21 protein-coding genes, 1 tRNA gene, 2 other RNA genes and 1 riboswitch are annotated in these 19,522 nt (G+C 55.6%); of the genes, 7 read left to right on the top strand and 17 right to left on the bottom strand.

Features of this window, described 5'->3' with window-relative positions; all coding sequences use genetic code 11:
• Window positions 1-58: 58 nt before the first annotated feature.
• Window positions 59-205 carry a six-cysteine ranthipeptide SCIFF gene (scfA, locus tag DXA66_RS04345; protein ID WP_005926683.1) on the bottom strand — a complete coding sequence of 49 codons (147 nt, stop codon included), beginning with the start codon at window positions 203-205 and terminating at the stop codon, window positions 59-61.
• A 122-nt stretch (window positions 206-327) separates the two neighbouring features.
• Entirely contained in the window at window positions 328-621 is a 294-nt protein-coding gene (locus tag DXA66_RS04340; protein WP_005942150.1) for a hypothetical protein, read from the bottom strand.
• Between the two features lie 225 nt (window positions 622-846).
• Here DXA66_RS04340 and DXA66_RS04335 point away from each other — a divergent pair.
• Window positions 847-920: transfer RNA gene (locus tag DXA66_RS04335), tRNA-Gln, on the top strand.
• A gap of 101 nt (window positions 921-1,021) precedes the next feature.
• On the opposite strand, the gene DXA66_RS04330 is transcribed toward DXA66_RS04335, so the two are convergent.
• The 10 genes from DXA66_RS04330 to DXA66_RS14650 form a co-directional block, all read right to left on the bottom strand.
• Window positions 1,022-2,779, bottom strand: coding sequence for a bifunctional UDP-sugar hydrolase/5'-nucleotidase (locus DXA66_RS04330; RefSeq protein WP_118527033.1), 1,758 nt, complete (start codon window positions 2,777-2,779; stop codon window positions 1,022-1,024).
• Window positions 2,780-3,048: 269 nt separating this feature from the next.
• Window positions 3,049-4,821, bottom strand: coding sequence for an oleate hydratase (locus DXA66_RS04325; RefSeq protein ID WP_118527031.1), 1,773 nt, complete (start codon window positions 4,819-4,821; stop codon window positions 3,049-3,051).
• 269 nt (window positions 4,822-5,090) lie between these two features.
• Window positions 5,091-5,441, bottom strand: a transfer-messenger RNA (tmRNA) gene (gene ssrA, locus DXA66_RS04320).
• A 70-nt stretch (window positions 5,442-5,511) separates the two neighbouring features.
• Window positions 5,512-5,994 carry an SsrA-binding protein SmpB gene (smpB, locus tag DXA66_RS04315; protein WP_005941729.1) on the bottom strand — a complete coding sequence of 161 codons (483 nt, stop codon included), beginning with the start codon at window positions 5,992-5,994 and terminating at the stop codon, window positions 5,512-5,514.
• Between the two features lie 102 nt (window positions 5,995-6,096).
• Complete coding sequence (recR, locus tag DXA66_RS04310) at window positions 6,097-6,696, bottom strand: recombination mediator RecR (RefSeq protein WP_118527029.1); 600 nt, start codon at window positions 6,694-6,696, stop codon at window positions 6,097-6,099.
• A 19-nt stretch (window positions 6,697-6,715) separates the two neighbouring features.
• Window positions 6,716-7,054 carry a YbaB/EbfC family nucleoid-associated protein gene (locus DXA66_RS04305; protein WP_097774953.1) on the bottom strand — a complete coding sequence of 113 codons (339 nt, stop codon included), beginning with the start codon at window positions 7,052-7,054 and terminating at the stop codon, window positions 6,716-6,718.
• Between the two features lie 31 nt (window positions 7,055-7,085).
• Complete coding sequence (dnaX, locus tag DXA66_RS04300) at window positions 7,086-8,951, bottom strand: DNA polymerase III subunit gamma/tau (RefSeq protein WP_118527027.1); 1,866 nt, start codon at window positions 8,949-8,951, stop codon at window positions 7,086-7,088.
• Between the two features lie 77 nt (window positions 8,952-9,028).
• Window positions 9,029-9,127, bottom strand: an RNA gene (gene ffs, locus DXA66_RS04295) — signal recognition particle sRNA small type.
• A 282-nt stretch (window positions 9,128-9,409) separates the two neighbouring features.
• Window positions 9,410-10,162, bottom strand: coding sequence for a ZIP family metal transporter (locus DXA66_RS04290; protein WP_243089026.1), 753 nt, complete (start codon window positions 10,160-10,162; stop codon window positions 9,410-9,412).
• A gap of 92 nt (window positions 10,163-10,254) precedes the next feature.
• Window positions 10,255-10,389 carry a hypothetical protein gene (locus tag DXA66_RS14650; protein ID WP_256372182.1) on the bottom strand — a complete coding sequence of 45 codons (135 nt, stop codon included), beginning with the start codon at window positions 10,387-10,389 and terminating at the stop codon, window positions 10,255-10,257.
• A gap of 315 nt (window positions 10,390-10,704) precedes the next feature.
• Between DXA66_RS14650 and DXA66_RS04285 the strand changes: the two genes are divergently transcribed.
• Window positions 10,705-10,980, top strand: a complete 276-nt coding sequence (locus DXA66_RS04285; protein ID WP_118527025.1) for a hypothetical protein — start codon at window positions 10,705-10,707, stop codon at window positions 10,978-10,980.
• Between the two features lie 172 nt (window positions 10,981-11,152).
• Here DXA66_RS04285 and DXA66_RS04280 read toward each other — a convergent pair whose 3' ends face one another.
• Window positions 11,153-11,725 carry a chromate transporter gene (locus DXA66_RS04280; protein WP_118527023.1) on the bottom strand — a complete coding sequence of 191 codons (573 nt, stop codon included), beginning with the start codon at window positions 11,723-11,725 and terminating at the stop codon, window positions 11,153-11,155.
• Entirely contained in the window at window positions 11,722-12,294 is a 573-nt protein-coding gene (locus DXA66_RS04275; protein WP_097777853.1) for a chromate transporter, read from the bottom strand. The genes DXA66_RS04280 and DXA66_RS04275 overlap by 4 nt, the downstream gene beginning before the upstream one ends.
• Before the next feature lie 108 nt (window positions 12,295-12,402).
• Here DXA66_RS04275 and DXA66_RS04270 point away from each other — a divergent pair, with 108 nt between their 5' ends.
• Both DXA66_RS04270 and DXA66_RS04265 read left to right on the top strand, forming a co-directional pair.
• On the top strand, window positions 12,403-13,203 hold the full coding sequence (locus tag DXA66_RS04270) for an aspartate dehydrogenase domain-containing protein (protein WP_118527021.1): 801 nt from the start codon (window positions 12,403-12,405) through the stop codon (window positions 13,201-13,203).
• Window positions 13,204-13,218: 15 nt separating this feature from the next.
• Window positions 13,219-14,115: a D-isomer specific 2-hydroxyacid dehydrogenase family protein gene (locus tag DXA66_RS04265; protein ID WP_118527019.1), complete on the top strand. Its 897-nt coding sequence runs from the start codon at window positions 13,219-13,221 to the stop codon at window positions 14,113-14,115.
• Window positions 14,116-14,156: 41 nt separating this feature from the next.
• On the opposite strand, the gene DXA66_RS04260 is transcribed toward DXA66_RS04265, so the two are convergent.
• Window positions 14,157-14,693 carry a TIGR00730 family Rossman fold protein gene (locus DXA66_RS04260; protein WP_118527017.1) on the bottom strand — a complete coding sequence of 179 codons (537 nt, stop codon included), beginning with the start codon at window positions 14,691-14,693 and terminating at the stop codon, window positions 14,157-14,159.
• A 96-nt stretch (window positions 14,694-14,789) separates the two neighbouring features.
• A riboswitch (TPP riboswitch) is annotated at window positions 14,790-14,896 on the top strand.
• Window positions 14,897-14,953: 57 nt separating this feature from the next.
• Here DXA66_RS04260 and thiD point away from each other — a divergent pair.
• Window positions 14,954-15,754, top strand: a complete 801-nt coding sequence (thiD, locus tag DXA66_RS04255) for a bifunctional hydroxymethylpyrimidine kinase/phosphomethylpyrimidine kinase (protein WP_118527015.1) — start codon at window positions 14,954-14,956, stop codon at window positions 15,752-15,754.
• A complete protein-coding gene (locus DXA66_RS04250; protein ID WP_118527013.1) occupies window positions 15,747-16,424 on the top strand; it encodes a TENA/THI-4 family protein in 678 nt (225 codons plus the stop codon). Before thiD ends, DXA66_RS04250 begins: the two co-directional genes overlap by 8 nt.
• 591 nt (window positions 16,425-17,015) lie before the next feature.
• Here DXA66_RS04250 and DXA66_RS04245 read toward each other — a convergent pair.
• Together DXA66_RS04245 and DXA66_RS04240 are read right to left on the bottom strand one after the other, a co-directional pair.
• On the bottom strand, window positions 17,016-17,648 hold the full coding sequence (locus DXA66_RS04245; protein ID WP_005941761.1) for a rhomboid family intramembrane serine protease: 633 nt from the start codon (window positions 17,646-17,648) through the stop codon (window positions 17,016-17,018).
• Complete coding sequence (locus DXA66_RS04240) at window positions 17,645-18,133, bottom strand: CYTH domain-containing protein (RefSeq protein ID WP_118527011.1); 489 nt, start codon at window positions 18,131-18,133, stop codon at window positions 17,645-17,647. Before DXA66_RS04240 ends, DXA66_RS04245 begins: the two co-directional genes overlap by 4 nt.
• A gap of 141 nt (window positions 18,134-18,274) precedes the next feature.
• On the opposite strand from DXA66_RS04240, the gene DXA66_RS04235 reads away from it, so the two are divergent.
• Window positions 18,275-19,501, top strand: a complete 1,227-nt coding sequence (locus DXA66_RS04235; protein WP_118527008.1) for a class I SAM-dependent rRNA methyltransferase — start codon at window positions 18,275-18,277, stop codon at window positions 19,499-19,501.
• The last annotated feature ends 21 nt before the right edge of the window (window positions 19,502-19,522 follow it).

Below are 19,522 nucleotides of genomic sequence, written 5' to 3'. Positions count from 1 at the left end.
CCATTCCAATTACACAAAAAAATGCCGCCCGGCAAAGGCGGCATGGGGTTTGCAAAAATTACTTGTTGCTGTTCTCGCACTGCTGGTTAGCCACGCCGCAGGAGGTCTTGCAAGCGGACTGGCAGGAAGTCTGGCACTCGCCGCAGCCGCCGGTCTTAACGCTCTTGGTCAGGTCACGAGTAGCAATGGTCTTAATACGTTCCATAATAGAAAACCTCTCTAGCTCTCAAAATTTCATCGCGCCGGACAAAGCCCGGTACGCATTTATCTTTACTTATGATAACACGCAAGGGGCTTTCTGTCAAGATTTTTATGCTACTAACCTGTTCAAACCTGTCCAGCAGGCTGATACTTCGTCAGGACGGTGTGCAGCCCCAGCTCCCGCGCCCTGGCCAGTAAGTACCGGTAGCGGCACAAAAGCGCCTGCCGCTCGTAAATGCGCTGCTCGATCAGGTCTGTATCTACCTCCAGATCAAACATCATCTCATTACGCCGCAGGCAGAACAGACATTCCTTCAGCTCTTCTTCCAGTTCTGGGTGATAGCGTTCGTGCTCGGTATCCCGCGGGATGCGGCTCGAAAGCAAAGTTTGGGTGTTCTGGGCATGGGTTCGTTCCAGCATAGGCCGTCCTCCTCTTCTTTGTGCATCTTGAAGGTTTGTACATTCTAGTATATGAAGAGACCGGTGCAGAATATGCCAGTTTATGGTAAAGCAGAAACTTTCTCCGCTGGTGCGCGCATTTTAAAAAAGTTTGCAATTTTTTCAAAATCACGCTTGACAAGTATCACTTTTCCGCGTATAATAGCACACGTTGAGCGGCTCACACTGCGAAACGCAATCGGATATTGGGGATTTGCATAGTGGTAGTGCGGTAGACTCTGACTCTACTTGTGGGAGTTCGATTCTCTCATCCCCAACCAAAAAGCCATCTGGTTTATGCCGGATGGCTTTTTTCGTTCTATATTGTTATACAAAAACAGCGTACCGTCTTTGCGACGGTACGCCCATTTTTATGCAGTTATTACAGAATGCTGATGCGGCCTGCGCCGTAGGGATTCTCGTAATCCAGCAGATAGCCCGGGTAATCGGCCAGCGGGCTGTTTGCGGTGGTCAGATGCGGCAGACCCTCGCCGTCCACGCCGCCAAAGCTCATTGCGTAAGTGGACATCACAAGGTAATCCTCAGACACATAGTCCTTGATCAGCTCTGCGCCATCAAACATGGCAAAACCATCGCCCAGATTGCGCAGAGTGTAATTCATGCCAGCCAGAGCGTAGGTCTTGCTCTCGTCCAGCGGTTCATAAGTACCGGAAGCCTTGTTGTAGATCTTCACGTTCTGCACGCGCGGAGTGCCGGTGGCACTGCCGATCCAGACATTCTTCTCGTCGGTCTGCACGGTGTTGGGGATATCGGTGTGGATCTCGTAGGAAGCGCCTGCCACATGCAGGAAGCCGCCGTTCTCCTTTTCCGTTCCGGCAAAGCGGGCTGCAAACTCCAGTGCATCCTGGATTTGCTTGCCGGTGACAGACATCAGACAGGCCACATTGCCAAACGGGCTGACCTGCTTGCAGGTCTTGAAGGTCCAGTAGCCGGCTTTCTCATCGGCGCGGATGCCGCCACCGTTCATGATAGCGATGTCACAATGCAGCTGTTCCACCTCATTGAAGTAGGAGTAAATGCCGTCGGCCACGAAGTCGCCGAGATTCGTCTCTGCCATGCGGATGCGGCGCTTGCCAGTCTCGGGGTCGGAGATGTAGAAGTTCGTATCGGCAACAGCGATCTTCTCACCCAGCATGTCGTCCACAGAAGCGACCCATGCGTTCTGGATATCGGCAACGGCACTGTCGGAGCCTTCGTAAGAGGAGATCAGACGGGTGGCAATGGAGCCGTCAGCCTTGATGGTCATTTCGCCAACATTTGCAAAATAAGAGCCGGTCTGGGTCAGGGCGACAGCCTTGCCGGACAGATCCTTCACCCACTCACACTCCATCTTGGTGTGAGAATGGCCGTCGATGAATGCATCGAAGCCGGAGGTGTGCTCGATGACTTCCTTGCTGGTCCAGGGCGAAGAGGAAGGATCAACGCCCAGATGGCCCAGACCGATCACGTAGTCAGCCAGAACCTTGGCCTTATCAATGGACTTCTGCACAGCCTTGTACAGCTTCTGGCCGTCGTCACCGCCTAGAATATCATAGATATAGCGGCTCTGGCTCTTATCCATGAAGTAAGCCGGAGTAGACTTGGTGAAGGTCTCGGGCGTGGTGATGCCCACAAATGCGATCACGCGGCCGCCGATGGTGAAGTATTTGACATCCGGCAGAACGCGGTTGCCCAGCGGCAGATTGACCCAGTTGCTGGAGAGGTACGGGAAATCCGCCTCAGCCATTACCTCTTTTGCACGGGCCATGCCGTAGTCGAATTCATGGTTGCCGGGAGTTGCAGCATCATAGCCAGCGGCGTTCATCAGCTGGATGATGGATGCACCTTCGTCCATGGAACCATATGCGGTACCCTGAATATGGTCGCCCGCATCTACAAGCAGGACATTTTTGCCTGCATCCTGATAGCTCTTTTTCAAAGCTGCGATGGCAGCATAGGTCAGTTCCGGCGATTTTTTGTCGATATAAGTATGAACATCGTTGGTGTACAGGATCGTAATGTCCTTAAAGCTGCCGGGGTAACATGCAGACGCAGCGGGTGCGCCCAGACTCACGGCAGCAACGGCCGTGGTGACACCTGCGGCTTTCAGGAAGCTGCGGCGGGAGATAAGCTGTTTCATGGAAAAACGACCTCCTCTTAAAACTCTCTTTTGTTTTTATCGGGCGCACAGAACCAGCCCGACGCTTGTTATATTAAGCATAACACACAAAACACCCAAGAACAACCCGGAATCGCACAATTTGTTCATAATTCACGGTACTAAGTCACACTTTTTGTGCAACATTATTCCTTTTCAGGGCAAAAAACAGCCCGCATCTGCAGCCAGTCGTTGACTGCAAAAGCGGGCTGTTTTCAAAGGGGATTCAAAAATAGATCAGAGCAACGAGCTCAAATCGCATTGTATTCCTTGAGGAATTTCTCAAGGTCGGTACCCTCGATCTTTTTCAAAGCTTCCTTCATGGCAAGGCGCGGGATGAGCGGCAGATCCATGTCGGTGATCTTCTTGCCGTCGCGCAGCTTGACCGTTGCATCGATCAGGGCACGTACATCATAGGTGCTGCCCCAGACCTCGGGCACACCGCGGTCGATGTCCAGCAGGGTGTACACAGCTTCCATACCGGTGCGCATGGAGTATTCGGTGGTGAAGATGGTGTCACGGCCGGTCTCGGCGAACTGACCCAGGAAGGCAAAGTTGACAGCACCCTCCGGCACGATATCAGGACGGTCGCCCATCGCACGCGGCATAAAGAATGCATCGATATAGGGCATCATCACAGGTATGGTGTTTGCGCTGTGCTCTGCCAGCTCCTCGATCTGATCCTCGGGCACACCAATGTGGTACAGCCATTCCATGCACAGTTCCTTGCCGGTGCAGTCGCGCATGGCCTTCTTGACGTAGTTGCCGGGCTTATCACTGAACAGGCCGTAGACCCAGACGCACAGCTGGTTCTTAGGCTGGTCTCGGAACTGCTGCTGACGGTTCAACGTCCAGCTGAGCAGCCAGTTGGAGTCCTTAACGGTGACGATGCCGCCGGTGACGGTGTGGCCGCTGAACGGGTCACGCTTGCAAATCTTCTGGATATACTGCGGGATCTTGTCGTCCAAGGTGGTAATGGTGGCGCTTTCCCAGTTGGAATGTTCGGGGTCGGAGCAGAACTTTTCAGGATTGCCGAATGCGGGGTCCTGTGCAGCGATCTTCTTCCACAGGTCCCAGCCGTTACCCGGCTTGATGGTGGGATCAAAGCCTGCTGCCTTGTCCTGTGCGCCCATCGTGCAGCTTTCCACGCAGCCGCCGTTGGTGATGAACAGCAGATCATTTTCGGTCAGGCCGATGGTGCTGGTCTCCCCCGCATGCTCCACAACCACACTGCTTGCCTGCTTGCGCTTGCCATTGATATCAAATTTCACGTCCACGACCTTGGTCTCATAGTGGAACTGCACGCCGTGGTCCTTCAGGTAAGTGACCATGGGCAGGATGATAGATTCATACTGGTTGTAGCGGGTAAAGCGCAGGGCGGTGAAATCCGGCAGACCGCCGATATGGTGGATATAACGCTTGAGGTAGAGCTTCATTTCCAGAGCACTGTGCCAGTTTTCAAAGGCAAACATGGTGCGCCAGTACAGCCAGAAGTTGGAGTTCAGCACTTCATCATCAAAGAAATCGGTGATCTTCTTATCCTGCAGCTGCTCGTTGGGGGTGAAGAAGAGCTTCATGATCTCCATAGCACCCTTATCAGACAGGCCGAACTTGCCATCGGTGTGGGCATCCTCGCCGCGGTTGACGGTAGCACGGCACAGTGAATAGTTGGGGTCTTCCTTGTTCAGCCAGTAGTACTCATCCAGCACACTGGCACCCTCGGTCTCCAGAGACGGAATGGAGCGCAGCAGATCCCACATGACCTCGAAGTGGTTATCCATCTCGCGGCCACCGCGCATCACGTAACCGATATCGTATTTGTAGCCGTCGCAGGCACCGCCGGGGATGGGGTCTTTCTCAAACACATGCACATGCTCGCCCTTCATCTGGCCGTCACGCACCAGATAACATGCAGCCGTCAGTGCAGCCAGACCGGAACCAATGATATATGCAGATTTATGATCGACACCCTCCGGCTTTTTAGGAGTTGCAAATGCTTCATAGTTGCCACTGGAATAGTACATAGAAAAGCCTCCCTGCTTTTTATTGCTTTTTTCGGCATCCTTGCGCCGTCCTTATGGCAACAGTATACCCCGCGCCGCCGCAGCAGACAACAAACAAACTTTAGCGGGTGTATAAATTTTATACAATCATTCTGTTTTGCTGGAAATACGTACAAATTGTGACAAAAGCCGCCCTAATAGCGAATCGTTCTGTGATATAGCGTGCTTTATAAACCAGTTTCAGCAAAAAGAAAAGCACCCAGATTTCAATGAATCCAGGTGCTTTTTGTTGGTGGAGGCGATGGGAGTCGAACCCATGTCCGAAAAGAGTTCAGTGTAGGTGTCTCCGGGTGCAGGCGATCTACAACATTCCCGCCGCGCCACGCCGATCGTCAGGCTAGCGCATTGGTAGCTTCATGAGTTCCTGCCGGTCCGCAAAGCTTAAGTCCGTTCAGGTGCTGTGTCTAAAGGACGCCCCGGCCCCACACGACACAAGAGTGGGCGGAACGCGCAGCACTCAGGCTGCGAGCAACTGAGAATTGTTATTGTCAGTTAATTTTTTTGGAGGAGTTATAGAGCAGTTCCCCCACTGCTACCCGCTGCCCAGACCTCGCTCTCCCCGTCGAAACCTTTACGCCCCCTTATAAAGCACACCTTGCGGTGTGCAGAAAGCTTTGAAAAAGTTCCGCTTCAGGAAGCGGTCTGAAAAGATCAATAGTATTTGCCGTTGGACTTCATGGCACGGTCAATGGAACGCTTTGCATCGCGCTGGGCGGCATCGGCACGCTTATCGTAGAGCTTTTTGCCTTTGCAAAGGCCCACTTCCATTTTCACGCGGCCATGTTTGAAATAGAGCGAAAGCGGCACAAGGGTATATCCCTGCAGCTTGCACTGCTGATGCAGCCGCCGGATCTCACTTTTGTGTGCCAGCAGGCGCCGGACGCGCATCGGATCCTGATTGAACATGTTTCCGTGGTCGTAGGGACTGATATGCATTCCCTTTACCAGCAGTTCACCATCCTCAATATCGACCCAGCTGTCTTTCAGGTTGACCCCTCCGGCACGCAGGCTCTTGACCTCCGTACCTTTCAGTTCAACGCCGGTTTCCAGCGCTTCCAGAACGAAGTATTCATGGCGCGCTTCACGGTTTGTGGCAATGGTTTTTGTTGCCGGACGCTCCTTAGTGGGTGCCATTCCGCGCGCCTCCTTTCTCCATTGTGGTTTGTTGTATCAGTATACCATTTTTTTATGGTTTTGCAAGGGCTGTTTTTGAAGAAACTGTAAATTTTTCCCAATTCACAGCTCACCGCGGCCAGAAAGTGCACGGTACAAAGTGGTTTCGTCAGTGTATTCCAGGCTTGCGCCCACCGGCAGGCCATAGGCCAGACGGGTGGTCCTGATGCCCAGAGGCTTGATAAGCTTTGCCAGATACATGGCGGTGGCTTCACCCTCCACCGTGGGGTTCATGGCCATGATGACCTCTTTCACCTTGCCGTCGCCCAGGCGGGCCAGAAGTTCCTTGACGCACAGCTGTTCGGCAGTAATGCCGTCCATCGGGCTGAGCAGGCCGTGCAGCACATGGTACAAGCCGTGATACTCCCTTGTGCGTTCAAACGCCTGCACATCGCGGGGCGTTTCCACCACGCAGATCACAGAAGGATCGCGTTTTGCACTGGCACAGATGGGGCAGATATCCGCTTCTGTATAATTCTGGCAGATACGGCAGCGATGGAGCTTGGTGTGGGCACCCTGAATGGCTCCCGCCAGTGCGGCGGCATCTTCGTCCGACATGCTCAGCACCTGATACGCCATGCGGGTAGCGCCCTTGCGCCCGATCCCCGGAAACTTGCTGAATTCTTCGATCAGCTTTTCCAGCGGGGCAGCAGTATAGCCCATGTTCTTCCCTCCTGCCGGATCAGAGACCGGGGATGTTCATGCCGCCGGTCAGCTTGCCCATTTCAGCTTCGGCAGTTTCGTCCACCTGCTTGACGGTTGCGTTGATGGCAGCAGCCACCATATCTTCCAGCATTTCAACATCATCCGGGTCCACAGCCTCGGGCTTGATGGTGATGGACAGCACTTCGTGCTTGCCGTTCATCTTAACAGTGACCATCTCACCGGCAGCGCTGCCGGTGTACTCGGCAGCTTCCAGCTCGGCCTGTTTGGCTTTCATATCTTCCTGCATCTTCTGTGCCTGACGCATGAGGGCGTTCATATCGGGGCGACCAAAGCCTGCGGGCATTCTTGCTTTCATAATCGTTTCTCCTTATTGATGCAATGTATTTTTATGATCTCGTTTTCCTTGCGGAATCCTCAATGGACACATCCAACCCCAGCTTTTCCAGTGCACGAAGCGACTGCTCTGCGTTGGAGACCGTTTTGCCAGCGCTCTTTGGTTCATAGGGACCAATGGGCACCGCCGTACCGGACACATCCTTGATCAGCTTTTTGATCAGGCGCTGGCTGTCCTTGTTGGCGCGGATAAAATCGCGGAAGGTCTTGCCGCCGTCGATCAGCACGCGGGTGCCATCAAAGTAAGCCTTGGACTTGCGCAGATAGGTGTAGAGCATGGGATCTTTTTCCTGCAGCTGCTGTACCACCTGCGGCCAGTACGGATACAGCACAGTCCCTTCCTGCCCGGCATCCTGTGGCTTTTCCGGCACAGGCTTTGCAGTGGGCGTGGGTGCAGGTTTGGGCGGTTCTGGCTGCGGAACAGGTTCCAACTCTGCCGGCACGGGTGCAGCTGACTGTGCGGCCTGCGCGGCAGGCTCGTCCCAAGGCAGCATTCCGGCCTGCTGCACGGGCGGTTCCTCCGGCAGCGGCGGCAGCTCTTCGGTCTGGACGGGTGAAGTCTGCTCTACAGGTATTTCCGACGGCACGGAAGGTTCTGCCTTTACAGGTTTCGGTTCCGCTGCAGGCTGCACCACAGGAACGGACGGTATTGGCGGCTGGGAAATCGGAGCGCTTGCAAAGGGCTGCACAGCAGTTGCCGATGCAAACGGCTGCGGCGCTGCGGGTTGAGCTGCAGCACGGACAGGCGCGGCCTGCACAGGAACTGCCTGCGGCTGCTGGGGCGGTTCGGATAAGCCAAACAGTGCAAGTTCCAGCTCGATCCGCTGGTCGCTGCCACGGGTCATATGTTCCAGCGCACTGCCCAGCGCACGGATGGCACGAATGGCCTCCCGCTGGCCCAGCTGCGGGCCTTTTTCCAGATACAAAGCTTCCTCCTCCGGCGAAACGCCGGACAGAAGGCTCTGCCCGCCCGGCAATGCTGCCAGCATCAAAGCACGATAATGCGCGATCAATTCCTCTGTCAGACGCTTGACATCCACAGACTGCTGGCGAAGCTGTGCCAGCTGGGCCAGTGCTGTTGCACCGTCCTGCGCTTCCAGTGCGTCCGAAATGCGGAACAGATAACTGCGGTCGGTCACACCTGCCATGCGGCGCACCACATCGGCGTCAATTTTCGCCGTAACGCCTGCGCAGGTATCCAGAATGGACAACGCATCGCGCAGCGCACCGTCGGCCAGACGGGCGATCAGTTCCGCACCATCCGGCGAAAGCTCCAGCTTTTCCTCCCCTGCAATGTATTCCACCCGGCGGGCGATATCCTCCGGCCCGATGCGGGTAAAATCGTACCGCTGGCAGCGGGAAAGAATGGTGGCGGGCACCTTCTGGATCTCAGTGGTTGCCAGAATAAAGATGACGTGGGCAGGCGGTTCTTCCAGCGTTTTGAGCAGCGCATTGAATGCTGCTGTGGACAGCATGTGCACCTCATCGATGATGTATACCTTATATTTGCAGGCGCTGGGAGTGTAAGCTGTTTCGTCGCGCAGGTCGCGGATATCGTCCACACCGTTGTTGGAAGCCGCATCCATCTCCACCACGTCCAGAATGCTGCCGTTATCGATGCCCTTGCAGATCTCACACTCGCCGCAGGGGTCTCCATTGACCGGATGCAGGCAGTTGACCGCCTTTGCAAAGATCTTGGCGCAGGTGGTTTTGCCGGTGCCGCGCACGCCGGTAAACAGGTAGGCATGGCCCACACGGTTTGCCGTGATCTGGTTTTTCAGCGCAGTAACAATGGCCCGCTGGCCTACCACATCCTCAAAACGCTGCGGCCTCCATTTGCGGTACAAGGCACGGTACATGGTTCTCTCCCCTTTCCTGCAAAATAAAAAGGACAGCGCTGACGGGGTTTTGTCCCCGCCTTGCGTAACTCGGCATACGGATGCAGGCTTACTGAAACGCACGAACGCACTGCTTAAGGCTGCTTGGTTCCCCACCTGACCTGGTTCACAGCGAATCCATCGTACAGGACCCGCATCCGTATGCCGAACCACGCAGCAGGCGCTGTCCGACACATTCTTCTGAATGCCAGAATATTGTACCATAAACGCAGGCAGATTGCAAGGGGTGGGAGGTATCATTTCACGGCCAACGCATGAAACAATCAAATAGGATAGCCCAAAGTCAGAAAATGTGATGCTCTCAAAAATCCAAAAAAGCGCAGTACATTCTCTGCGCTTTCGCGTTATGTTTGTACTGCGCTTTGCTTTTATCCTGTTATTTTATTAACGGCATCGATTTTGCAGCAGCCCCTTTTTTCTTACAATGCCACATCCAGTGCCATCATCAGCGCAAATCCCAGCACAATGCTTACAACACCGGCAGGCTCATCGCCCTCCACGGCCTGCGGGATCATCTCCTGTGCGGTCACGCACACCATGCAGCCCGCCGCTGCGCTGAGCAGCCACGGCAGCGCAGCACTGACCCATTCGGCCAGAGCAAAGGCAAGCAATGCCCCCAACGGCTCTACCAGCCCGGAAGCCGCTCCCGCAAAAAACGCCTGACTGCGGGTGCGGCCATTATGGGCCAGCGGCAGGCTGACTGCTGCACCTTCCGGGATATTCTGCAAACCGATGCCAAGGCTCAGCGCCAGCGCACCGCTGATAGCATCCGGCTCCCCGGTCAAAGCCAGTGCAGCGGCAAGGCCCGCCACCATACCCTCGGGCAGGTTGTGCAATGTTACAGCCAGCACCATGCGTCCGCCGTGCCCGGCCCCGCCTTCCAGCAGCTGCCCGGCAAACTGTTCCACCTGCAAAAGGCCCACTGCGCCAAGCACAAGCCCCACTGCCGATGGGATCCATGCCGGAAGCGGCAAAGTCTGTCCGCGCTGGATAGCAGGCAGCAGCAGGCTCCACACACTGGCCGCCAGCATAATGCCCGCTGCCATGCCGCACAGGATGCGCTGCGTGCAGGGCCGCGACTGCCGCCGCAGCAAAAACACACCTGCTGCCCCCAGTGTAGTGCACGCCGCCGGGAACAGCAGCACCCATGCAGTGAAAACGATCTGGTTCACGATGCATTCCCCCTTTGCCCGGTGTATGTGCGCCGAAGCAAAAAGGTGCAGAAAAGTCCGTCACACAAAATACAGTGCGACGGGCTTTTCTGTCAGAATGCGATGGCATCTTCTTCGCTGTCAAAGTCATTCTCCGGTTCTTTGACCAGCTTTATCTTCTGGCCTACTGTAAACGGCTGAGTGCCGAAGCGGTAGTTGAGTCCGGTCAATGTAACATAGTACTTCATCTTTATTTCTCTTCAGGAAACATGCATTCCCGTCTTGATTCAAATGAACAAATAATGAAAGAAATTACAAAGGGATTACAACGCGGTAAAAAATTCTTTCCTGAGTTTTCCTGTGCTTCGATCAGTTTAACAAAAACTCTTTGACTTTTAGCGATAAATTATAACAAAATCGTAGATTATCATTGAAATCTCACTTCTTAGCCAAAAAAGCTCTTGATTTTTTCGCAAAAAAGACTAGAATATCCACTTGCAGAAAGGCACTTCCTGTAGGGCCTTCTGCAAAATACATTTGCGTATGGCAAGGAGATTTTAGATATGAAACTCAAGAATGTTTGTGTTGCTGTTGTTGCTCTGGCTCTGGCTGTTGGCATGACCGCTTGCGGCGGTTCTGCTTCCTCCACTGCTGCATCCTCTTCCGAGGCTGCTTCTACCAGCACTTCTGTTGCTGCTGAGGCCGAGGAGAACACTTCTTCCGCTGTTGCAGAGGAGAACGGTTCTTCTTCTGAGGCTGCTTCCAGCGAGGCCGCTTCTTCTGAGGCCGCTTCCAGTGAGGCTGCTTCCAGCGAAGCTGCTTCTTCTGTTGCCGCATAATCAGGCAGCGCACCCAGTTCAAGGAACGATCAAGCCGGGCACGGAATTTTTTCTGTGCCCGGCTTTTTGTAGCAAAATGCGCCGGAAAGGTTTATTGGGAACCTCCCGGCGCATTTTTCAGAAGCTGTCATCAGAAGCAGGATGCCCCTCAGGCAGCGTGCAATGCTTATTCTTATATTCCCCAGAACAGGATTCCTAGTCCTGCAGAGAGCAGGATCATCCCAATGGGCGATGGTGCTTTGCCCTTTTTCCGGCGGCAAAGGGCATGCAGCCCCCACAGCAGCAGGAACACCACAATGGAACGGAGATCCGGTGCAATGCCTGCCTTGTCCGCTGCAAACCCGGCCAGCGTAGAAAGCGCCATGTTGACTGCAGTTGCAAGGATCATCGCCACCACACAGGGACGAACGCCGCCAAGAACTGCGTTGACACCGGCATACTTCATCAAGTTCTGCAGCACCGATGCAACGAGCAGGATAATGACAAAGGACGGCAGCACCACACCCAGCGTCGCACACAGCGCACCCCAGAAGCCGCCCTGTGAAGCGCCGATGAAGGTAGCCATATTGATAGCCAGCGGGCCGGGTGTGGATTCCGACACGGCAATGAAGCTGAGAAATTCGCCTTCCGTCAGCCAGCCGTGTCCTAAGACCGTTTCCCGCACCAGCGAGATCATCCCGTAGCCGCCGCCAAAGGACAGCGCGCCAATCATGAGAAAATTCCAGAAAAGTTCTACATAGATCACGGCTTCTTCTCCCCCTTCCGCAGCTGCTGTACTGCATACACCAGCAGCCCGGCCGCACCGCTGAACAGGATGTAAAAAATGGAAGAGAAGGACACTGCTGCAATGGAACAGCCCACCATTGCTGCCGCAACCGTGGTCAGGATGACAATATTGAAGACGCTGTGTTCCAGCTGCTTCAGCATTTTCAGGCCCGCCGAGAGGATCAGATAGATCACACACACCTGAATGCCGTGGAACGCACTTGCCACCACCGACAGGCGGAGGAACTGGTCAAAAAACAGCGAGATCAGATAAATGACCGCGAAGGACGGAAGACATACCGCCACCGTGGACGCTGCCGCACCTGCCGCACCCTCGATCTTGTAGCCGATATAGGTGGCACTGTTCACCGCCACCGGGCCGGGCGTAGACTCCGCAATTGCCACCATGTCCAGAAATTCTTCTTTTGTTACCCACTTTTTCTCTTCTACAAACTCATTCTGCAGCAGGGCTACCATGGCGTAGCCTCCGCCAAACGTGAACGCTCCAATTTTGAAAAACGTCCAGAAAAGCTCCTTTGTTTTCGACATAGCCTTCTCCTTTCTTGCACCTTATTATATCATTTTTTGTTTTGATATGATATACTGCAATGGAATATGCTGTTTTCTTTGGAAAAAGCAGAAAAAGGAGTTTAGGATATGAAAACAAAATTTGGCATTGTAGGCTGCGGCTTTCTGGGCGGCATTGTGGCCAACGCATGGAAGAACGGTCTGCTGCCGGACTATGAGCTGGTGGGCGTGACCAGCCGCACCCGTGCTTCGGCAGAAAAACTTGCCGCCGAGGTCGGCTGTCCCGTCTGCGATGATGTGGATGCTCTGCTGACACTGCAGCCGGAATACATTGTGGAGACTGCTTCGGTGGAGGCTGTGCGCGCCATGGCTGTGCCTGTACTGAAAAACGGCGTGAATCTGGTCATCATCTCCATTGGTGCCTTTGCGGACCTTGATTTTTACGAGCAGGTCAAGGCCGCTGCCGTGGAGGGCGGTGCCAAGGTGCATCTGGCAAGCGGTGCCATTGGCGGCTTTGATGTGCTGCAGACCGTCACCCTGATGGCCGAGGCGCAGAAGCTGGCCGAGACGGCAGGCATTGAGACCCACACCGGAGCCAAGGGCTTCCGCAACACGCCGGTATGGGCCGACCACCTGCTGACCGATACCGAAAAGACCACCGTGTTCACCGGCAATGCCAAGCAGGCCATTGCCACCTTCCCCCGCCGCGTGAATGTGGCTGTTGCCACCTCGCTGGCCACCACCGGCCCGGAGATCACCGGCGTGACCATGCACTCGGTACCCGGCTGGGTGGGCGACGACCACTGCATCACCGCCGAGATCGAGGGCGTGAAGGCCGTGGTGGATATCTGCTCTTCCACCAGCGCCATTGCCGGTTGGAGCGTAGTTGCCCTGCTGCGCAACCTCTCCTCCCCCGTATGCTTCTATTAAAGGAGGGCTTTGCAGATGTTCAACAAACTGGTGGCCATTGAGCCGGTAAGCCTGATTCCTTCCGCCGAGGAAGAGCTGCATCAGTACGCAAAAGAAGTGGTGCTGTACCGCGATATCCCGGCCAGCGACGACGAAATCGTGCAGCGCATCGGAGATGCCGATGCCGTGCTTTTGAGCTACACCTCCCGCATGGGCAAAAATGTGATCGAGCGCTGCCCGAATATCCGTTACATCGGCATGTGCTGCAGCCTGTATTCTGAGGAAAGCGCCAATGTGGATATCGCCTACGCCCGCACCCGCGGCATCAAAGTGCTGGGCATCCGGGACTACGGCGACCGCGGCGTTGTGGAGTACGTCCTGCATGAGCTCACCGGCATCCTGCACGGTTTTGGGATGCCCATGCTGCGGGACGAGCCGGTGGAGATCACCGGGCTGAAGGCAGGCATCATCGGGCTGGGTGTGTCCGGCAAAATGATCGCCGACGCGCTGCAGTTCATGGGTGCCGACATTGCCTATTACAGCCGCACCCGCAAGCCGGATGCCGAAGCTGTGGGCATGGCCTATAAGCCGCTGGCACAGCTGCTGACCGAGAGCGAGGTGGTGTTCACCTGCCTGAACAAGAACGTACTGCTGTTGGGCAAGGACGAATTTGCACAGCTGGGCGCAGGCAAGGTACTGTTCAACACCTCCATCGGTCCGGGCTTTGACTCTGCTGCTCTGGAACAGTGGCTTGCTCTGCCGGGCACCCACTTCTTCTGTGACACCCGTGCCGCTGCCGGCCCGGTGGGTGAAGACTTCTTTGCACGTGAGAATGTGCATTGCGCGAATGTTTCTGCCGGACGCACCAAGCAGGCTTTTGTGCTGCTGAGCCAGAAGGTGCTGGCAAATATCCGCACTGCACTGGGAGAATGATATAAAAAGGAAACGCTTCCCGGCCGGGGAAGCGTTTCCTTTTAGGCTTTATTCAAAATTGTTGTGATCTCTTCCAGATTCGCCGCAAATCGGATGCCCTGTTGGCGCTGCGGCGTGGAAAGGCCTTTCTCGATCATTTTGGCAAGCAGTGCTTTCAGGCTGTCGTAGTAGCCGTTCAGATCATACAGGATGCAGGGCGCGTCCAACTGGCCCAGCGAGACCTTGGACATTACCTCTGCGATCTCTTCCAGCGTGCCGGTGCCGCCGGGGAATGCGATGAAGGCATCGCCCAGCTCGATCATCTTCGTCTTGCGCTCGGTCATGTCCTTGGTGACGATCAGCTCGGTCAGGCCATCGTGCTGCAGCTCCTGCTGCACAAAGAACTGCGGTTCCACACCGGTCACCGTGCCGCCTGCGTCCAGCGCGCTCTGGGCAAGCTGACCCATCAGGCCGCTGCGGGAGCCGCCGTACACAAGGCGGTGCCCGTTTGCACCGATCCAGCTGCCCAGTTCCCGGACAGCTGCCGCCAGCGCAGGATCATTGCCCGCATTTGCTCCAAGATAGACCGTGATGTTCATGGTATTTCCCCCTTTGTTTTTTCCATTTTACCACGCAGCGGGCCGATTGAAAAGGGCCATCCCCTTGCAAATGCAGCGGCACTGTGGTATTCTTGAACGCAGAAAAAAGGGAGCCTGCAAAAGCAGGCTGAGAGTGGGCTGTTTGCCCAGACCTGTGACCTGATTTGGACAATGCCAACGTAGGGAGATACTGCTGCTTCAAAGTGCGGAGATGCCTCCTTGCGGGCATTTCCGCATTTTTTGCAAAGGAAGTTGTAACCATGAAAACTGCATTGACGATTGCCGGCAGCGATTCCAGCGGCGGTGCTGGCATCCAGGCCGATATCAAAACCATGACTGCAAACGGCGTGTACGCCATGAGCGCTATTACCGCACTGACTGCCCAGAACACCACAGGTGTGACCGGCATTTTTGAAGCCACGCCCGAATTTCTGGCACAGGAGATCGATGCCATTTTTACCGACATCTACCCGGATGCCGTCAAGATCGGCATGGTATCCTCGGCAGAGCTGATCGGTGTGATCGCCGAAAAGCTGCACACCTACGGCGCAAAGCATATCGTGGTGGACCCGGTGATGGTTGCCACCTCCGGCTCCAAGCTGCTGCGGGACGATGCCGTGCAGGCACTGACCGAAAAGCTGCTGCCCATGGCAGAGGTGGTCACCCCCAACATTCCGGAGGCTGAGATCCTTTCCGGCATGAAGATCACCGATGCGGCCGGAATGGAGGCCGCTGCAAGGCTGATCAGCGAGAAATACCACTGTGCCGTGCTGTGCAAGGGCGGCCACCAGATCAACGATGCCGACGACCTTCTGTGGCGGGACGGCTGCGGCAAATGGTTCCGCGGCAAGCGCATTGCAAACCCCAATACCCACGGCACCGGCTGCACCCTATCCAGCGCCATTGCGTCCAATCTGGCAAAGGGCTATGATCTGGATGCATCGGTGGAGCGCGCAAAGGCCTACATTTCCGGCTGTCTTTCTGCCATGCTGGATCTGGGCCACGGCTCCGGCCCGATGGACCATATGTTTGCACTGAAGGGAGAGTTTGTGGGTGAGTGAGCAGACCTTTGTGCAGCAGCTGGTGCAGGAAAGTCTGCCTGTGTGGGAGAAATGCCTGCACTCAGAATTTCTGACCCACCTTGCGGATGGCACACTGGATGAAGCCTGCTTCAAGGGCTACATCGTGGAGGACAGTCTTTACCTGCGGGAATATGCCAAGGTGTTTGCCTGGGGCATGACCAAGGCAAAGGATATGCAGACCATCCGCACCTACTATTCCCTGCTTTCCTTCGTGAATGAGAGCGAGGATGCAGCCCGCCTGCACTATCTCAGGCACTTTGGACTGACCGATGAAGGCATCCAGAGCCTGCCGCTGCGGCCGGAGAACCGTGCCTATGTAGACTCTATGATCGAAGCCGCCAAAAACGGCGAGGGCGCAGCCGAGTGCATGATGGCCTGCCTGCCCTGTATGCTGAGCTATGGCTGGATCTTCCAGAAACTGCTGGAAGAAAAGCCTTCCGTGCAGGATACCCTTTATGGTGCACTGGTGGTGGACTATGCTGACAAGGGCTATGAGGCTGCCTGCCGCGACTGGGCCGCGTTTGCAGAAAAAGTCTGCGAAGGCCTGAGCGACGAGCGCCTTGCCCGCTGCCGCGAGATCTTCCATGCCTGCTCGGAGCACGAGCTGAACTTCTGGGCCATGGCTGCTTCCCCGCGCAGTGACCTGTAATGTTTCCTAAAATATAAAATGCACCCGGCCTGTGGGCAGAACCGCAGCAACCGGGTGCATTTGTTTTGTTCAGGGTTTCGTGGCCGCAGCCGCAGGCATGAGCCTTGGTGCCGGAAACAAGGGAGCCCTAAAACAAAAACTCCCCCGGCTCTTCTGCCGAGGGAGTGGAAAAGAAAAACGCCCCTAACAGAAGAATTCTCTTCTGTCAAGGACGAAAAAAATTTGGCCTTTTATCCGCGGTGCCACCCTGACTTCATGGGCATGACCCCATGCACTTGGCGGGATGCCAACACATCCCCGGCAACTGACGTATGCCCTACGTTGCAGAATACTGTGCGGCGAAAGTTCTCCGCAGTTCCCTGCACCCTCAGCGGTCCATTTCGGGAAAATATAACGCAAAGTCACACTTTCCTTGACGAACTGTTTCCGGTCTGCTTCTCAGCTGCGCAGGCTCTCTGTACAGGCATGGTTCGCCGTTATCTCCACTTCAACGGTTTAGTGTATTGAATTTTGCTATATTAAACCACAGATTTTTCGTTTGTCAATACATGTTTGCAAATTTTTCAAAATCAGCCTATGTCCACAGTGGGTTCAGCGCTTCCGGCGGCTGTTCGTGCTGGAAAACTTCACCGCTTTTGCCGGCCTGCGGCGGCTGTGCAACGCACTGTAGTAGCCAAAGGCAGTGCCGCATAAGCCGCCCACAATGTGCATGAAGTTTGCTACATTGTCGTGCACAAAAATGATATCGTACACCTGCTGACCAAAGTACAGCGCTGCAACCAGCAGCATGGTGACCGGGATGCCGCCGGAGAAGCCCGCCAGCGACGAAAGCATGATGAGCATGAACACGATGCCGGACGCGCCCAGCAGCCCCGAACGTGGGAACAGCACGCATTGCAGCACGCCGGTGACCAGAGCGGTGAACACCATGCCGCACAAAAGCGGCTTGCTGCCGTACTTTTCTTCCATTGGCGGGCCAACAACGAGCAGCAGCAGCATGTTATTCAGAAAGTGGTCCCAGCTGGCATGGCCCAGCACATGGCCGAACAGCCGGATGTAGAACAGCGGGTCCTTCAGCGAGGAGCGGTAGACACAGAACAGATGCATCGTCGTCCACCCGTCCGTCCACTGGTCGAGGAACAGCACCAGAAGTGACAGCAGGAAAAATGTGAGGATCACCGGGGAGTTGTACTGCAGTTCCAGTTTGAGTTTTACTTTTTTCATCCTCTTGTCTCCACCCAGTATTCGCCCATGCTCTGGCCGGGCTGGTTCGTCACTTCATCCTTAAGGTAATCGCCAAGGCCGCAGCTTTCCGGCTGCCATGCAAGGGCTGCTTCCACTGTGGGGTACTCCACCTCGGCATACCAGAACTCGGTGGGCTGGCCTTCGTCCACATGGTTCACTTCCAGCACAGAACCGTCCGGCAGGGTGTAGCTGCGGCGCAGCTTCGGAATGAGAGGTTTGCCGATGATCTTGTGTTCCAGATCCTCAAACAGCGCTTTGTCGATGCTGCGCTCGATCTCCTCGCGGGCAAGGCCGCCCCCGGATTTGAAGCAGAGGATGTAGTCCGTTCTGCCGCCGGTGAGGGCTTCTTCCCGGATGCGCACAGTGGGCCGCACGCTGATATAGCCCTGCCGCATGGCAAATTCCTCCCTGAGGGGCAGCCCCTCCGGCCAGCCCTTCACCATCCATTTGCGTTCGATTTCCATAATGCATCCCTCTTTCATGCGGTTTTTTGGCATTTCTTATTTATAATAACATGATTTTGTGCTATTATAAAGAGTAGATTTTTACTCCTTCTGTCTGCGAACGCGGGACGAAGGGAGATCGTCCATGATAAGGAGAACCATATGAAAGAACGCGCTTACCCTGTGTATACCGTCAACAAACACGCCGAGGGCCTGCTGGTGGGCGGGCACCCCTGGGTGTATGAGAACGACATCCTCCATTCCCCGGAAAATGAGCCGGAAAACGGCACGCTGGCCGATGTGGTCAGCACCAAGGGTTCCTACCTTGGCACCGGCTTCGTTTCGCTCAAGAGCAAGATCCGCGTGCGGCTGATCTCCCGCAATGCCAACGACACCTTTGATGCTGCGTTCTGGCGCCGCCGGGTGGAATATGCATGGAACTACCGAAAAACCGTGCTGGAGCCCGCCGACCTTTCTGCCTGCCGCGTCATTTTTGGCGAAGCCGACCAGTTCCCCGGCCTGACTGTGGACCGGTTCAGCAACATCCTCGTCACCCAGACCCTGAGCGTGGGCATGGAAAAGCTCAAGCCCGTCCTCTTCCCCATTCTGGCAGAAGTCCTGCGCGCCGACGGCCAGACCATCGACGGCATCTACGAGCGCAACGATGAGACTCTGCGTGCAAAGGAAGGTCTTGAGCAGAACAAAGGCTGGTTTGAGCTGCCCGGTGAGACTCACCCGGCAAGCACCCAGACCGAGATCTGCGAGAACGGAATTTACTATCATGTGGACTTTGAGAATGGCCAGAAGACCGGCTTCTTCCTTGATCAGAAGTACAACCGCCGGGCGGTGGCACGTCTTGCCGCAGGCCACACCGTGCTGGACTGCTTTACCCATACCGGCAGCTTTGCACTGAACGCCGCTGCGGGCGGCGCTGCCCGTGTGACCGCCGCCGACATCAGCGCCGAGGCCATTGCCATGGCGCAGCGCAATGCCCAGCGCAACGGGCTGACCAATATGGACTTTTTGTGCGAGGACACCTTTGAGCTGCTGCCCCGCTTGGAAAGAGAGGGACACCCCTACGATTTTATCATTCTGGACCCGCCGGCCTTTACCAAGGCGCGCCGCACTGTGGAGAACGCCATGCGCGGTTACAAGGAGATCAACTACCGTGCCATGAAGCTGCTGCCCCGCGGCGGCTATCTGGCAACTGCCAGCTGCTCCCACTTTGCCACCGAGGAGCTGTTCATCAAGATGCTGCGCGCCGCTGCAAAGGATGCGCACCGCCAGCTGCGGCAGATCGAGGTGAAGCAGCAGGCCCCGGACCACCCCATCCTGTGGGGCGTGCCGGAGACCAACTACCTCAAGTTCTTTTTGTTCCAGGTGATCTGACCATTTAGAATGCCCTCCGCT

This window comes from Faecalibacterium sp. OF03-6AC, assembly GCF_003478175.1.
Classification (GTDB): domain Bacteria; phylum Bacillota; class Clostridia; order Oscillospirales; family Ruminococcaceae; genus Faecalibacterium; species Faecalibacterium taiwanense.
The sequence above is the reverse complement of the archived record's forward strand: the minus strand, read 5'-3'. Positions and strand labels throughout refer to the sequence as shown.

Coding starts and splice junctions, on each gene's coding strand:
- scfA (WP_005926683.1), bottom strand. CDS start 205: ATGGAACGTATTAAGACCATTGCTACTCGTGACCTGACCAAGAGCGTT.
- DXA66_RS04340 (WP_005942150.1), bottom strand. CDS start 621: ATGCTGGAACGAACCCATGCCCAGAACACCCAAACTTTGCTTTCGAGC.
- DXA66_RS04330 (WP_118527033.1), bottom strand. CDS start 2,779: ATGAAACAGCTTATCTCCCGCCGCAGCTTCCTGAAAGCCGCAGGTGTC.
- DXA66_RS04325 (WP_118527031.1), bottom strand. CDS start 4,821: ATGTACTATTCCAGTGGCAACTATGAAGCATTTGCAACTCCTAAAAAG.
- smpB (WP_005941729.1), bottom strand. CDS start 5,994: ATGGCACCCACTAAGGAGCGTCCGGCAACAAAAACCATTGCCACAAAC.
- recR (WP_118527029.1), bottom strand. CDS start 6,696: ATGGGCTATACTGCTGCCCCGCTGGAAAAGCTGATCGAAGAATTCAGC.
- DXA66_RS04305 (WP_097774953.1), bottom strand. CDS start 7,054: ATGAAAGCAAGAATGCCCGCAGGCTTTGGTCGCCCCGATATGAACGCC.
- dnaX (WP_118527027.1), bottom strand. CDS start 8,951: ATGTACCGTGCCTTGTACCGCAAATGGAGGCCGCAGCGTTTTGAGGAT.
- DXA66_RS14650 (WP_256372182.1), bottom strand. CDS start 10,389: ATGAAGTACTATGTTACATTGACCGGACTCAACTACCGCTTCGGCACT.
- DXA66_RS04285 (WP_118527025.1), top strand. CDS start 10,705: ATGAAACTCAAGAATGTTTGTGTTGCTGTTGTTGCTCTGGCTCTGGCT.
- DXA66_RS04275 (WP_097777853.1), bottom strand. CDS start 12,294: ATGTCGAAAACAAAGGAGCTTTTCTGGACGTTTTTCAAAATTGGAGCG.
- DXA66_RS04270 (WP_118527021.1), top strand. CDS start 12,403: ATGAAAACAAAATTTGGCATTGTAGGCTGCGGCTTTCTGGGCGGCATT.
- DXA66_RS04265 (WP_118527019.1), top strand. CDS start 13,219: ATGTTCAACAAACTGGTGGCCATTGAGCCGGTAAGCCTGATTCCTTCC.
- DXA66_RS04260 (WP_118527017.1), bottom strand. CDS start 14,693: ATGAACATCACGGTCTATCTTGGAGCAAATGCGGGCAATGATCCTGCG.
- thiD (WP_118527015.1), top strand. CDS start 14,954: ATGAAAACTGCATTGACGATTGCCGGCAGCGATTCCAGCGGCGGTGCT.
- DXA66_RS04245 (WP_005941761.1), bottom strand. CDS start 17,648: ATGAAAAAAGTAAAACTCAAACTGGAACTGCAGTACAACTCCCCGGTG.
- DXA66_RS04240 (WP_118527011.1), bottom strand. CDS start 18,133: ATGGAAATCGAACGCAAATGGATGGTGAAGGGCTGGCCGGAGGGGCTG.
- DXA66_RS04235 (WP_118527008.1), top strand. CDS start 18,275: ATGAAAGAACGCGCTTACCCTGTGTATACCGTCAACAAACACGCCGAG.